Origin of the sequence: Saccharomonospora xinjiangensis XJ-54 (assembly GCF_000258175.1) — a bacterium.
Taxonomy (GTDB): domain Bacteria; phylum Actinomycetota; class Actinomycetes; order Mycobacteriales; family Pseudonocardiaceae; genus Saccharomonospora; species Saccharomonospora xinjiangensis.
Genome location: NZ_JH636049.1, coordinates 1795482 through 1809520, shown reverse-complemented (window position 1 = coordinate 1809520; position 14039 = coordinate 1795482). Strand labels below are relative to the sequence as shown.

Here is a 14039-nt window from a genome sequence, read left to right as displayed (position 1 = left end):
TGCGTCAAGCACGTTTCGCGGGCTAAAGGTGGTCGAATGGCTGACGGGGGCGCAGGCGTGCATCGTGGAATCGCTAGGTTGTTCGAGTCGGTTCGCTTGTGCTCGCGATGACGGAGGTCGAACGGATAATGGCTCGCCTTTTCGGCACGGACGGGGTTCGCGGCCTCGCCAACGACGAGCTCACCCCCGAGCTGGCACTGGCCGTCGCTGCCAGCGCGGCGAGGGTGCTCGCCGCTCACGACCGTTCCCACCGGCCGGTAGCGGTCGTCGGCAGGGACCCAAGGGCGAGCGGCGAGATGCTGGAGGCCGCTGTGGTGGCCGGGTTGGCTTCGGCAGGTGCGGACGTGTTGCGCCTTGGCATCCTTCCGACGCCTGCGGTCGCCCACCTCGTCACAGAGCTTTCCGCGGATCTCGGTGTGATGATCTCGGCATCCCACAACCCGATGCCGGACAACGGCATCAAGCTGTTCGGCGAGGGTGGTCACAAGCTTCCGGACGGTATCGAGGACGAGATCCAGCACGGTTTGAACGCGACGGGCCCCCGGCCGACCGGAGCTCAGATCGGGCGTGTGTCCGAGGTTCCCGACGCCGTCGATCGCTATGTCGCTCACCTGCTCGAGACGACGCCCACTTCGTTGGCAGGGCTGCGTATCGTCGTGGACTGTGCGAACGGCGCCTCGTCCGCCGCGGCTCCGGACGCATACCGGAAAGCGGGGGCGGAAGTAATCGCCCTGCATGCAGAGCCCGACGGCGTCAACATCAACGAGGGTTGCGGCTCGACACACCCGGAGGTTCTCGCTGCCGCAGTGCTGGAGCATGGGGCGGACCTCGGCATCGCCCACGATGGTGATGCGGATCGTTGTCTCGCTGTGGACGCCGATGGCCGCGTGGTGGATGGCGATCAGATCATGGCCGTGCTCGCGATCGGGATGGCCGAGGCGGGAGAACTGGCCGACCACACACTGGTCGCCACGGTGATGAGCAATCTCGGACTGCACCTGGCGATGAAGGAGCACGGCATCGCGGTCCGCACCACCGCTGTCGGCGACCGCTACGTTCTCGAGGAACTTCGCGCAGGCGGCTACTCGCTGGGAGGGGAGCAGTCAGGGCACGTCGTGTTGCCTGGATTCGCCACCACTGGTGACGGCCTGCTCACCGCCATGCGTCTCATGAACCGCATGGCGGTCACCGGAAAGTCGCTTCGTGAGCTGGCCACGGTGATGCGGAGGTTGCCGCAAGTACTGGTCAACGTGCCGGTGACGGATAAGAACACCGTGGCGGGCGCGCCCGCAGTGAGAGACGCCGTCGCGGATGTGACAGCCGAACTGGGTGACGAGGGCAGGGTGCTCCTGCGGCCGTCCGGTACCGAGCAGTTGGTCAGGGTCATGGTGGAGGCGCCGGACGTTGACACGGCTCAAGCGGCGGCTGACCGGCTCGCCGGCGTCGTCGCCTCCGTGGGCTGAAACCTCTCCGCCGCGTTTCGCGGGCGAAATGCGGTGATCGCCCCCGCAGTTGCTCGGCGAGTAGGTAACCTCATCGTGGTCACAGCGGCACCGATAGCACTGATTCGGCGGGGCTGACGGTGCGTCGGAGCGGAGACGTTGTTCTGCGAGTGCACGAGGGGGAACCGTGGCGGGTGGACAGACTGTCGACCCAGGGAAGCTGGACGCGGCAGGCACTGCCTACGAGCAGGTGGGCGCCGAACTCGGCGACGAGGCCTCCCGGATCGAGACCGGGGTCTCCAGCGGGCAATTCGGCAAGGCGTGGACACATGCGGCTTCGCCTTACGCCGACGCGATCGAGCGGTACCGCGACTGCGTTGAGGCTTACGGTGAGAAGGCCGCCGATTTCGGTGATCGCCTCTGTAAGGCGGCGAAGTCCTACGAGGATGGCGAGGTCGTGAGTCGCGACATGATCGCTTCGAAGCAGGTGTGACCGGTGCGTGATCCATTCCGGCAACATGAACTGCAAACCCGGGCCAACGAGGAGTTCACGCCGCAAGAGCTCGACTACATGCGGCAAATGCTCGACGACGAAGACGTTTCTCCCGAGGTCAAGAACAACTTCCTGTACGCGTTGTCCAACGCAGGGAGGCTGAGCGACGAGGAAATCGACCGCTACGCGCCACAGGCAGGCGCCGATGCCGCCGACGTCAAATGGGGCGGCAGGGACATCGACGAGAACCTGCGAAACGCGAGGTCGGCACTTGGCATTGCCCGTAGCGAGAACATCGACGGGGATGTGCGGCGCGCGCACGAAAGCCTGAGCGGAGGCGGATTCTCCACCTCGGACGAGATCATCGACCAGGCGCAAAGCGTCATTCGGATGTTCGAGGAGTTCTATCCGCGCTACGAGCAGGCTCGCCAGCTGGTCACATTGCCCGTCGTCGCGGAGACAGAGACATCCGGACCTCCGACCGTTGACGGGGCCGCGTTCACCGGTGAGGGCGAAGGAATGGGCAAGGCGGAGTACACCCATTCCGGAATCGATCCGCAGAGTCTTCGCAATGGGCTGGACGAGTTCCGGGGAATCGATTTCGCTGCCTTCCGGGCCGACGCGGAGATGCTGCGGGCTGCGCACGGTGTCGTTGCCGACAAGGCCGAGGCGCTGAACGCCGCCTGGAAGGAGACTGGCGACTGGACGGGCGATGCCAAGGCGGCTGCCGAGCAGGTCAACAAGAATCTTTCAACTGGGGCTGAGACGCTCACGGATGCGCTGACCGCTGCATCCGGGGGACTTGCCGCGGCGACAGCAACTCAGGAGGACGCGGTCGTCGCCTTCGCCGAGGAACTCTTCCGAATCTACGGCACAGGCACGATCGGCGGTATGACCGTCGCTGACGTCGATGCAAGCATCGAGACGGTGACGACGTCACAGGAGTTAATCGAGGCAGCCAATAGCTTTACCGTGTCGTTTCTCTCCTCCTTTGTCGAGGATCTGCAAGCTGCTGTCGATGAGGCAAAGAACGCCCTTACCGCTTTCTGTCAGGGATACCAGCAGCAGGCGAGCAGTGTGCATGCCCAGGCCAAAACCTATGTCGAGACCATTAACGCCAATTACGGCGTCATTGTGCAAGGCCTGGGGCAGGTACTTCAGGCCGATCCGTTCAGCGGGGTCGGTGAGGGAGGCGACGCCGGGCAGCCCGCGTTGCCCGATTCCGGTGGCCAGCCGGGTGGTGTACCGGGCGGCGGCATGCCAAGTGGTGGTATGCCGGGTGGCGGTATGCCCGGTGGTGGCGCGCCCAGCGGCGGCATGCCGGGTGGAGGCGCGGGGATGCCGAGTACCGAAGACCTCATGCCGGACAACGCGGAACCGGCGAAGAATCCCGTCACCGGTGAGCCACTCGAGACAGATCCGGAGACCGGCAGACCCTACCCGATCGATCCGGAGACCGGAGACGCGATCAAGGATGCCGATGCGCCCGGAACCCTCACCGTCGAACAAGGTGAACAGAAATTCACCATGACGGAACCCGGTGAGAACGGGGAGATGAGTATCACCGTCGAGGGTGGTGACGGCGAACTCGGGGAGTACCGGCTCGACTTCTCGGCTGACGAGCCACCGAACGATGCTCCACGGCACGGCGGCGCCGACGATTTCGGACCTACTGGGTCCGAGGAATCGGGCCAGCAGTCCCACCGGCCGGGCCCCGACGGCAAGATCCGCATCAAGGACGGGGACCTCCAGATCGTCGCCGAGCAGCCTGACGGGCCAGGCGGCCCGACCGTCGTCACCGTGGACAACGGGAAGGGTGAGCCGGTCACTTACACGCTCGGCGGCAGCGAGAGCGAAGGGCAACCGGCGCTGGGTGAGATCGACGGTGTGCCTGAGGATTCCGCCCCGGCGTCCGACCCGCGTTTCGCGGGCGAAACTTCACGCGTCGAGGGCAGCGCCGGTGGCGGGGACGGTGGAGGCAGCCCTCACCGCGTTTCGCCCGCGGAAAGCGGCGAGACGCCGGACTCCAGCGGCGCAGCCGGGGGCAGCGCGGTCGCGTCCAGCGCTGCGCCGGGGGCGACAGCCGACGACGCCGCTGCGAGCGCTGGGGAAGGCGCGGGAGGTGTCCCCTCGAACGGCGGCGAAAGCGACTCCTCCAGCGCGACGCACCCACAGGCTGTCTCGGGAGGCAGTGGCGGGTCGTCCTTCGGCGGTGGAGGAGCCGGTGGCGACTTCGCCCTGGGGCAGGAGCCCGACACGACTGACCAGTCTCGCCCGTCGGGGGCCGGGCTCGGCGTGGCCCCTGGCGGTGACGCAGCCGCCGGCATGTCACACGGCAACGGCGCCGCTGCCTCGATGGGGGGCGGAATGGGAATGATGGGCGGCATGGGTGCCATGGGCGGCGCCGGGGGCGGGCAAAACGATGATCAGGAGCGGACGACGGGCGCTTACCGCATCGAAGGCAACATCTTCGAAATGTCGGGGGCCTCGTTGCGCATCAGTGGTGTTCTCGGCGATGACGACGAGGTACCCGTGCGCTTCACCCGCTGAAATCGGGAAAGGCGATACAGATGACGTCCAAGGCTGATCCGACGTTCATCGAGCGGCTTCGGGCGATCCAGTCCGCGACCAGGGCTCGTTCTGAGGCCATCGCGGAACACACCCGCCGTACGTCGGAGAAACTGGCTGAGCGGTCGCAGCAACACCTGCAGGCGATGCGCACACATATCGCTGAAGCGGACAAGCGGCGCGCTGAGTACCTTCAGCAGCAGGCGCAGGACGATGCCGCCGCGAAGAACCAATGGCTCAAGCGCCGTGAGGTATCTGAGGAAACATACGACTTCGGCGCCAGTGAGGGAATCGAGGAGGACACCGCGCCCCAACGGCCGGTGCCACCTGCGCCTGTGGCGCCTCCCACGCCTCCAGCCATGGAGTTCCCGCGTGCTCAGTCGCAGCCGAACAGCGTTTCACCGCGGCGGGAGAACCGCCAGCCGAACCATTTCGACGACGACGATTTCTCCAACAACAGCTGGATGGAATAACCGGTTCAGGCCGGCGTCCGAGTCGCCTCGTTCTCGTAGGCGATGCGGGCGGCTTTCAAGTCGCTGTCCAGCAGTTCACGATAGGTTTCGTCGCCTGTCAGTTCGGCGAGGAAGAATGCGGTGAACAGTGCCCGAACGTGGCGCTGGACCGAGTACTGAGGTTTTCCCTGCAGCAGTATCTGGCTCCAATGCGCGCCCTCGGTCACACCGAGATGGGTCATCTTCGGGACGATCCGGAGCTGTACCGGGCCGGCCCATGCCTTGCTGATCGCTTCGGCGTTGCCGGTGGCTGGCGCGAGCAGGTCGTCCTCGCCCGCGAGGTGCAGGCCGGAGGCCGTGATGCCGAGTGCGGCCGCAGTCGCGGGGGGCATGGTCTGAGCAGGGGCGACTGTGGCGACGGCGCGAATCCGTGGCCCTTCCTGGTTGCCGCCTCGAGCTGCGGCGAGGACGGCGGCGCCTCCGCCGATCGAGTGGCCTGCGAGGCCGAGTTTGGCTGGGTTGACGCTGATGCCGTCGCGCCCGAGGCGAAGGGTCGTCACGATCTCGAGTGTCGTCCGCAGGTCGGCGGCAAGGAGCCGATGGGAAGGCAGGATGCCGCGGTGTGTGGCCGGCGCCGCGGCGACGATGCCCCAGCTCGCGAGATGGCGGAGGAGACCGTGGTACCGGCCCGGAGGCTGCAACCAGCCATGCCCGAAGGCGACGGCAGGAAGGTCGAGACCGGCTCGGGGAGTGAAAACGACGCCGGGAAGGCCGACGAGTGCGAGATCACCGCGTAGCACGTCGTGCGGGCCCGGGTGTGTGAGCTGTTCGAGTAGCCGCTTCGCCGTGCTCGCCATGGCAGGAGACTAGCCGACCCTCGGAGGGGGAGCAGCGGTGCCCGAACCGCATTCTGCCCGCGAAACGCGCTCCGGGCGCGATCTTGGAGCCGTGTTCCTCGGCGTCCGCGTCGCGGGGCAGCCGGGGCCGCTTCGAGGCCCACACCGACGTGGCCGATCTCGAACACAGCGCCCGGCAGGGGCGAGCGCCCCGGGCGGCAGCATTTAGCCCGCTAAACGTGGCGCCCGCCACCCTCGCTCCGCCAGGGCCGTGCGCCTGGCGACGGCTGTCCGTGCCCGGGATGCGGCCGTTTCTTGTGTCGTTACGCTGAGGGGCGTGTGTGGAATCGTGGGATACGTCGGTCATCGGCAGGCACTCGACGTGGTTCTCGGTGGTCTTCGCCGCATGGAATACCGCGGCTACGACTCGGCCGGCGTCGCGATGCTCACGGACGGCAATGCGCTGGTCGTCGAGCGCAAGGCGGGACGACTCGCCAATCTCGAGGCCGCACTGGAAGCCGCAGGCCGGGCGGCGTTCGCAGGCACTGCCGGCATGGGGCACACCCGCTGGGCCACGCACGGCGCACCGGTGGACCGCAACTCCCACCCGCACCGCGATTCGGCGGGTCGGGTCGCGGTGGTGCACAACGGCATCATCGAGAACTTCGCCGCGCTCAGGGCGGAACTCGAAGACTCAGGCGTGGAGCTGACCAGCGACACGGACACCGAGACCACCGCCCACCTCATCGCCCGCGCGTACGACGCCGGCGAGACCGAGGGTGATCTGCCCGCGAGCGTGCGCGCCGTGTGCCGCAGGCTCGAAGGAGCGTTCACACTCGTCGTCACGCACGCCGACCAGCCGGACCTCGTCGTCGCCGCGCGGCGTTCCTCCCCCCTTGTCGTCGGAGTCGGTGAGGGGGAGACTTTCGTCGCCTCCGACGTCGCGGCTTTCATCGAGCACACGCGCGACGCCGTCGAGCTTGGGCAGGACCAGCTCGTGGTCATCAGCCGCGACGGGTACGAGATCACCGACTTCCACGGTGACCCTGCCGTCGGCAAGCCCTTCACCGTTGACTGGGACCTCTCGGCCGCCGAGAAAGGCGGACACGAGTACTTCATGTTCAAGGAGATCGAGGAGCAGCCCGACGCCCTCGCCAACACGCTTCGCGGCCACTTCCAGTCGGGCCGCATCGTGCTCGACGAACAGCGGATGACGGACCAGGACCTGCGTGACGTTGACAAGGTGTTCGTCGTCGCGTGCGGTTCCGCCTACCACTCGGGGCTCGTCGCCAAGTACGCCATCGAGCACTGGTGCCGCCTGCCCGTGGAGGTGGAACTGGCGAGCGAGTTCCGCTACCGCGACCCGGTTCTCGACCGCGACACACTCGTGGTGGCTGTCTCGCAGTCCGGTGAGACAGCCGACACGCTGGAGGCCGTGCGGCACGCGCGGGAGCAGAAGGCCAGGGTGCTCGCCGTCTGCAACACCAACGGCGCGCAGATCCCCAGGGAGTCCGACGCTGTGCTGTACACGCACGCCGGGCCCGAGATCGGAGTCGCCTCCACCAAGGCGTTCCTGGCGCAGGTGGCGGCGAACTACCTCGTGGGTCTCGCGCTCGCTCAGGCCCGTGGCACGAAATATCCGGACGAGGTGGCGCGCGAGTTCGCCGAGTTGGAGGCCATGCCATCCGCCGTCGCGAAGGTGTTGTCCACTGTGGACCAGGTGCGTGACCTGGGAAGGCGCATGGCGGACTCGCGAGCCGTGTTGTTCCTCGGCAGGCACGTCGGCTTCCCCGTCGCGCTCGAGGGTGCGCTGAAGCTGAAGGAACTCGCCTACATGCACGCGGAGGGCTTCGCGGCGGGTGAGTTGAAACACGGTCCCATCGCCCTGATCGAGGAGGGCCTTCCCGTGGTGGTGGTCATGCCGTCACCCAAGGGACGGGCCGTGCTGCACGCCAAGATGGTGTCCAACATCAGCGAGATCCAGGCGCGTGGCGCGCGCACCATCGTGATCGCCGAGGAGGGCGACGACCGGGTGCGGCCGTTCGCGGACGAACTCGTCGAGGTGCCTGCCGTGCCGACGCTGTTGCAGCCGCTGGTCTCCACGGTGCCGTTGCAGGTGCTGGCCGCGGAGATCGCGCGGGCGCGGGGTTACGACGTTGACAAGCCCCGTAACCTCGCCAAGTCCGTCACCGTCGAGTAGCGGCCACCGTGCGAGGCATCTGGACCACATCGAAGGTGCGCTCGGCGGAGGAACGGCTGTCGGCGCGTGTCCCGGAGAGTGCGCTGATGCGGCGGGCCGCGTACGCGGTGGCCGTGCGCGCGGCTGGACTCCTTGCCGAGCACACGGGCCGGGTCGTCGGCAGGCGAGTCGTGCTGATCGTCGGTGCGGGCAACAACGGTGGCGATGCTTTGTGGGCCGGTTACTTCCTGCGGCGGCGCGGAGCCGCCGTCACGGCGGTGTTGCTGCGGCCGGAGAAGGCACACGCGGCGGGACTCGCCGCGCTGCGGCGTGCGGGCGGTCGGGTGCGGGGGGCCGGGAGCAGCGTCGTCGAGAACGCTGATCTGATCATCGACGGGGTGGTCGGCATCTCGGCGGAGGGGCCGCTTCGCCCCGATGCCGCCGAGGTCTTCAGCAGGGTCACCGCTCCTGTACTCGCGGTCGATCTGCCGAGTGGGGTCGCCCCCGACACGGGAGTGGTCGCGGGTCCCGCAGTTCGGGCGACGTGCACGGTGACCTTCGGCGCGCTCAAGCCGGTGCATGTGCTGAACCCGCGGCACTGCGGCGACACCGTTGTCGTTGACATCGGATTCGGCGGCGAACTCGGTGAGGCGGATCTGTGGCAGCTCGACGCCGCCGACGTCGCCGCAGCCTGGCCTCTGCCGCAGCCGCACGACAACAAGTACACGCAGGGCGTCACCGGTGTGGCGGCCGGTTCGTCCACGTATCCGGGGGCTGCGGTGCTGGCCGCTGCGGCGGCCGTGCGCGCCACGGCCGGGATGGTCCGGTACGCGGGACCGGCGGCGGACGTCGTGCGCGCGCACTGGCCTGAGGTCGTGGCGACTGGGTCGATCACCGACGCCGGCCGTGTTCAAGCGTGGGTCGTCGGCCCCGGTATCGGCACGGGCCGTGAGGGAAGGGACGTGCTCGCGACGGCACTCGGGCAGGGTGTGCCGGTGTGCGCGGACGCGGACGCGATCACCATCATCTCCGGGCACCCCGAGGTGCTCGACGCCCGTGACCCGGACACGCCGTTGCTGCTCACACCCCACGACGGGGAGTTCGAGCGGTTGACGGGCGCGGCACCGGGGGCCGACCGCGTGGCGGCCGTTCGTGAGGCGGCGCGGCGGTTCCGCGCTGTGGTGCTGTTGAAAGGCCATTGCACGCTCGTGGCCGATCCCGGCGGCCGGGTTCTGGTGAATCGGCCGAGGGGATCGTGGCTCGCCACGGCAGGGTCGGGTGATGTGCTGTCCGGGCTGATCGGCGCGTTGCTCGCCGCCGGCATCGACCCGTGGCTGGCTGCGGGCGTCGCCGCCGACGTGCATGCGCGTGCGGGTGAACTCGCGGCAGGCGGTGTTCCGACGTCGGCTTCCGGGTTGTTGGCCGCTGTGCCTGACGCGATCAGGCAGGCCCGTGCGCTGGCGGGGTGACCGGAGCCAGCGTGGGGCGTTTCCCGGTGAGCTGGTGGCCTGACGAGCGGTTCCGGAGGCGCCGGTACAGCCACGGCCCAAGGAATGAGGAGAACCAGCGCAGCTCCGCCGCGACGGTGTCGGCGACTGTACTGTTGCGGGTGCCGGGCAGTGGCATCGACCAGCCGCTGTCGCTGCCGGGCAGCGCGAGGGCATCCGCGAACGCGGCGGCGATCCGGGCGTGACCGACCGGGCTGGCATGGATGCGATCGGGGCTCCACAACCGGGGATCGGTGGTCACCGAGTACCCGAACGTCTCGACGAGTACGACGCCGTGCCGGGCGGCGGCGGTGCGGATACCCGCGTTGAGGTCGAGCACGCGGTTGCGCAGTGGCCGCATGATCGGCGAGAGCCGCGACAGGTCCGGGAAGGTGAGGGAAGCCACCCGCGCGCCCGTGGCTGTGAGCGAGGCGAACATGTCCTCGAGGCACGCCACGACGGCCGCTGCGGAGAACGACGGCCGGATGAGGTCGTTCATGCCCGCGACCACTGTGGCGAGGTCGGGCCGTAGGGCGATCGCGGCGTCGAGTTGTGCCTCACGAACCTGGTGGGCGAGACGACCGCGAACGGCGAGGTTGGCGTAACGGAGGTCGGTGGCCGCGTGGGCGAGAACGTCGGCGAGGCGGTCCGCGAAGCCGCGCCAGCCACCTTTGCCGTCAGGGTCGCCGAGGCCCTCGGTCTGGCTGTCTCCGATCGCGACGTATCTGGCGTAAGCCATGCAAGCCTCCGTGCGGTCGAGAAGAAGCCACCGTCAATGCCGACCGCGGCGACTATAGCCGCCGTCCGGTGGCGGGGCGGGGCCGCGAACAGCATTCCGCCCGCTCAACGCGGCGCCCGCAGGATGCGCGTTTCGCGGGCAAAACGCGGTCGGTGGCCCCGCCACACGGCCGAAAGTGGTTTCGGGCATGGACCTGGGGGTGGAGAACCGTCAAGCTCGTGCACCATGAGCGACAACGACGTTCTGGTGGCGGGTGTGGACTCGTCCACGCAATCGACCAAGGTGATGGTGTGCGATGCCCGGACGGGCGCTGTGGTGCGTAGCGGGCGCGCCGAGCACCCGGACACCACCGAGGTGGAACCTTCCGAATGGTGGTCGGCGTTGACGTCCGCCACAGGGGGAATCCTGGACGGTGTGGCAGCCATCGGCGTCGCGGGTCAGCAGCACGGCATGGTGACCGTGGACGACCGCGGCGAGATGGTTCGCCCGGCCTTGTTGTGGAACGACACCCGCTCGGCCACCGCAGCCACCGACCTCGTCGACGAACTCGGGGGGCCACAGGTGTGGGCGGAGGCGGTCGGCTCCGTACCGGTCGCCAGTTTCACGGTCACGAAGCTCCGCTGGCTCGCCGAGAACGAACCGGATGCGGCTGACCGGGTCGCCAAGGTCATGCTCCCGCACGACTGGCTGACCTGGCGGCTGACCGGCGGGGAGCCGGTCACCGACCGTGGCGATGCCTCGGGCACCGGGTACTTCTCACCCGTGAAGAACGTGTACCGCACGGACCTCCTCGGTCACGCCTTCGGCGGCCGAAGTCCGGAACTCCCCCGGGTTCTGCGGCCCTCCGAGCCGGCGGGACACAACGTCCGGCGGGATCCTCGTCTCCGCCGGTACCGGCGACAACATGGCCGCCGCGTTGGCGATCAACGCGGGTGGGGGCGACGTGGTCGTCTCGCTCGGCACGAGCGGCACGGTGTTCGGTGTCAGCGAGTCACCCGCGACCGATCCGGCCGGTATTGTCGCCGGCTTCGCCGACGCCACCGGCCGTTACCTTCCGCTGGCTTGCACGCTGAACGCCGCGCGTGTCCTGACCGCCACGGCGGGCATGCTCGATGTCGGGCTCGCCGAGTTCGACCGGCTCGCGCTGAGCGCCGCCGCCGGCGCCGACGGCCTGACTCTGCTGCCGTACCTCGACGGTGAACGGACCCCCAATCTGCCCGCCGCGGCCGGCTCGCTGTTCGGACTTCGCCGCGCGAACATGACGCCCGAGAATCTCGCGCGAGCGGCCGTCGAGGGAATGCTGTGCGGGCTCGCCGCGGGACTCGACGCCCTGCGCGAGCACGGCATCATGGTGCGCAGGGTGCTCCTCATCGGTGGCGCGGCGCAGTCGGAAAGTGTGCGTGCGATCGCGCCGATCGTGTTCGGTGTGCCGGTTTCGGTGCCGCGACCGCGCGAGCATGTGGCGATCGGTGCCGCTCGCCAGGCCGCGTGGGCACTGGCGCAGGCTCCGGAGCCGCCGAGCTGGGAAACGGAGATCGCCGTGCGACTGCCGGCGCCCTCCGGCGCCGCGGCGGAGATCGGCGGACAGCTCAGAGCACGTCATGCCGAGGCCCGTCGCCGGGTGTACGACGTCTGACCGCCCGATGGGTACATTGGGGTGACCGGCGCGTCGTCACAGGCGTCTCGGCGTGATGAGAAAGGCTTTCGATCATGTTCTGTGGGGTGACCCGGTGAGCGCGGCGTCGTTGCCCCGCGCGGAGGCCGTGGTGGACCTCGCGGCCGTGCGCCACAACGTGCGGCTGCTCGCGTCCCGGGCTGCCGCGTCCGGCTCGGAGACGATGGTGGTCGTGAAGGCTGACGCCTACGGCCACGGTGCCGTCCCGGTGGCAAGAGCTGCGCTCGACGCCGGGGCAACCTGGCTGGGCGTTGCCTCGCTCGACGAGGCCCTCGCGCTGCGGGAGGCAGGGATCACCAGCCGGTTGCTGAGCTGGCTGGACACCCCCGACGTGGACTTCACGGCTGCGGTGCGGAGCGACATCGACGTCTCGGTGAGTTCCGCGGGCGAATTGACGCGAGTCGCCGATGCCGCCGGTGAGATCGGCCGCCGCGCCAGAATCCACCTCAAGATCGACACAGGATTGTCCCGTAACGGCTGCCCCGCAGAGCGGTGGCCCGGTCTTGTGAAGGCCGCCTCGGCCGAGGAGAACGTCGAGGTCGTGGGGCTGTGGTCGCACCTCGCCTGTGCGGACGAGCCCGGGCACCCCTCGATCGACACGCAGGCGCGGCGTTTCGCCGCGGCGTACGACGTGGCACGCGAGGCAGGGCTCTCGCCGCTGCGGCACCTGGCCAACTCGGCTGCCACGCTCACCCGCCCCGACCTGCACTTCGACCTCGTCAGACCGGGCATCGCGGTGTACGGGCTGAATCCGGTTCCGCAGCAGGAGGAGGACCTGCGGCCCGCGATGACGTTCCGGTCGAGCGTGGTGCTCACCAAGCGAGTCAGTGCGGGTGAGTCCGTGTCGTACGGGCACACGTGGACGGCGGCCCGCGACACCACGCTCGCGCTGGTCCCGGTCGGTTACGCGGACGGCGTGCCACGGACCCTGTCGGGCCGGATGAGTGTGTGGCTGGGCGGTGTGCGACGGCCGGTCGCCGGGCGGGTGTGCATGGACCAGCTCGTCGTTGACTGCGGCGACGACGAGCCGGAACTCGGTGCCGAGGTCGTTCTCTTCGGCACAGGCGAGGGCGGTATGCCCACGGCCACCGAATGGGCCGACACGATCGGCACCATCGACTACGAGATCGTCACCGGCATGTACCGGCCGCGAGTGCGGCGCCGCTATGTCGGGGTGGACAGTGTGTGATGTCCCTTTCCGGTGAGGGTGCGCTGATGGGCCCGTTCGCGGGCTCCCGATCCGACCGGACCTCCACCATCGCGGCTGACGACGGCGCACCACTGGCCGTGGAGGAGATCGAGCCGGTTGACGGGCGGGCGCGTATCGCGGTGGTGGCGGTGCACGGTTTCGCGCTTTCCCGGCGTAGCTGGTTCTTCCAGCGCCAGGAGCTGGCGAAGGCGGCGTTACCCGGTGTCAAGCACGTCTACTACGACCACCGAGGACACGGCCAGTCGGCTCCGTCGGACGCGCGGCAGAGCACCATCGAGCAACTCGCGCTTGACCTGCATGCCGTGCTGCGGACGGTGGCCGCCGACACGCCGGTCGTGCTGGTCGGGCATTCCATGGGCGGCATGGTGATCATGGAACTGGCGCAGACCTGCCCGGAGCTGTTCGCCGAGCGGGTGCGGGGCGTCGGGTTGATCGCCACGGCAGCGGGGGAGATCGGCGCACAGGGGCTTCCGCGCTCACTGCTGTCGAAATACAACCCGCTCACGCGAGGAGTCGGCGAGCTGGCGGAATGGCAGCCGGGGCTGGTGGAGTTCGTCCGGGCGGCTGGCGGCCAGCTCACGAGGGCGGCGGTGCGACGGCTCGCGTTCGGCAGCCAGGACGTGCCTGGCGAGCTGGTGGACTTCATGTTGGAGATGTTGCGGGAGACACCCGTGCGGCAGCTCACGCATTTCGTGGACACGCTGGGCAGCCACAACCGGTACGCGGCGCTGGCGGGGTTGAAGCACACCGAGGTGGTGGTGATCGGGGGTGACTCGGATCGTCTGACCCCGTTCGCCCATGCCGAGCGCATCGCCGCCGAGGTGCCTCGCGCGAAGCTGGTGTGTGTCGAAGGTGGAGGGCACATGGTGCACCTGGAGCACCATGCTCTCGTGAACCGGCACCTCGCCGAGCTGGTTCGCCGGGTGCGGTGAGGCATCGACGACCACGTGTTGACAGG

General features: G+C 68.7%; 10 protein-coding genes and 1 pseudogene. 9 read left to right on the top strand and 2 right to left on the bottom strand.

Going from position 1 to position 14039, the window contains the following annotated elements:
* The first annotated feature begins 128 nt into the window (after positions 1-128).
* From glmM to SACXIDRAFT_RS07605, 4 genes are all read left to right on the top strand, one after another.
* A complete protein-coding gene (gene glmM, locus SACXIDRAFT_RS07620; RefSeq protein WP_006237965.1) occupies positions 129-1463 on the top strand; it encodes a phosphoglucosamine mutase in 1335 nt (444 codons plus the stop codon).
* A 166-nt stretch (positions 1464-1629) separates the two neighbouring features.
* Positions 1630-1935 (top strand): type VII secretion target, encoded by a 306-nt coding sequence (locus SACXIDRAFT_RS07615; RefSeq protein ID WP_006237964.1) that lies wholly within the window; start codon positions 1630-1632, stop codon positions 1933-1935.
* Positions 1936-1938: 3 nt separating this feature from the next.
* Positions 1939-4485 (top strand): WXG100 family type VII secretion target, encoded by a 2547-nt coding sequence (locus SACXIDRAFT_RS07610; RefSeq protein ID WP_006237963.1) that lies wholly within the window; start codon positions 1939-1941, stop codon positions 4483-4485.
* Positions 4486-4505: 20 nt separating this feature from the next.
* Positions 4506-4976, top strand: a complete 471-nt coding sequence (locus SACXIDRAFT_RS07605) for a hypothetical protein (RefSeq protein WP_006237962.1) — start codon at positions 4506-4508, stop codon at positions 4974-4976.
* Positions 4977-4981: 5 nt separating this feature from the next.
* Here SACXIDRAFT_RS07605 and SACXIDRAFT_RS07600 read toward each other — a convergent pair whose 3' ends face one another.
* Positions 4982-5812, bottom strand: coding sequence for a dienelactone hydrolase family protein (locus SACXIDRAFT_RS07600; RefSeq protein ID WP_006237961.1), 831 nt, complete (start codon positions 5810-5812; stop codon positions 4982-4984).
* Positions 5813-6128: 316 nt separating this feature from the next.
* Between SACXIDRAFT_RS07600 and glmS the strand changes: the two genes are divergently transcribed.
* Both glmS and SACXIDRAFT_RS07590 read left to right on the top strand, forming a co-directional pair.
* The gene (gene glmS / locus SACXIDRAFT_RS07595; protein WP_006237960.1) at positions 6129-7991 is read left to right on the top strand and encodes a glutamine--fructose-6-phosphate transaminase (isomerizing); all 1863 of its coding nucleotides are present in this window, start codon (positions 6129-6131) and stop codon (positions 7989-7991) included.
* An 8-nt stretch (positions 7992-7999) separates the two neighbouring features.
* The gene (locus SACXIDRAFT_RS07590; RefSeq protein ID WP_040922084.1) at positions 8000-9439 is read left to right on the top strand and encodes an NAD(P)H-hydrate dehydratase; all 1440 of its coding nucleotides are present in this window, start codon (positions 8000-8002) and stop codon (positions 9437-9439) included.
* On the opposite strand, the gene SACXIDRAFT_RS07585 is transcribed toward SACXIDRAFT_RS07590, so the two are convergent.
* Positions 9411-10196, bottom strand: coding sequence for an SGNH/GDSL hydrolase family protein (locus tag SACXIDRAFT_RS07585; RefSeq protein ID WP_006237958.1), 786 nt, complete (start codon positions 10194-10196; stop codon positions 9411-9413). The two genes, SACXIDRAFT_RS07590 and SACXIDRAFT_RS07585, sit on opposite strands and share 29 nt — an antisense overlap.
* Before the next feature lie 225 nt (positions 10197-10421).
* Between SACXIDRAFT_RS07585 and xylB the strand changes: the two are divergent.
* The 3 genes and pseudogenes from xylB (at position 10422) to SACXIDRAFT_RS07570 (ending at position 14013) form a co-directional block, all read left to right on the top strand.
* A pseudogene (xylB, locus tag SACXIDRAFT_RS07580) lies at positions 10422-11832 on the top strand (xylulokinase).
* 55 nt (positions 11833-11887) lie between these two features.
* Positions 11888-13060 carry an alanine racemase gene (gene alr, locus SACXIDRAFT_RS07575; protein ID WP_006237956.1) on the top strand — a complete coding sequence of 391 codons (1173 nt, stop codon included), beginning with the start codon at positions 11888-11890 and terminating at the stop codon, positions 13058-13060.
* Positions 13060-14013 carry an alpha/beta fold hydrolase gene (locus tag SACXIDRAFT_RS07570; RefSeq protein WP_006237955.1) on the top strand — a complete coding sequence of 318 codons (954 nt, stop codon included), beginning with the start codon at positions 13060-13062 and terminating at the stop codon, positions 14011-14013. The genes alr and SACXIDRAFT_RS07570 overlap by 1 nt, the downstream gene beginning before the upstream one ends.
* Positions 14014-14039: the final 26 nt, after the last annotated feature.

Coding starts and splice junctions, on each gene's coding strand:
- SACXIDRAFT_RS07570 (WP_006237955.1), top strand. CDS start 13,060: ATGTCCCTTTCCGGTGAGGGTGCGCTGATGGGCCCGTTCGCGGGCTCC.
- SACXIDRAFT_RS07600 (WP_006237961.1), bottom strand. CDS start 5,812: ATGGCGAGCACGGCGAAGCGGCTACTCGAACAGCTCACACACCCGGGC.
- SACXIDRAFT_RS07605 (WP_006237962.1), top strand. CDS start 4,506: ATGACGTCCAAGGCTGATCCGACGTTCATCGAGCGGCTTCGGGCGATC.
- alr (WP_006237956.1), top strand. CDS start 11,888: ATGAGAAAGGCTTTCGATCATGTTCTGTGGGGTGACCCGGTGAGCGCG.
- glmM (WP_006237965.1), top strand. CDS start 129: ATGGCTCGCCTTTTCGGCACGGACGGGGTTCGCGGCCTCGCCAACGAC.
- SACXIDRAFT_RS07585 (WP_006237958.1), bottom strand. CDS start 10,196: ATGGCTTACGCCAGATACGTCGCGATCGGAGACAGCCAGACCGAGGGC.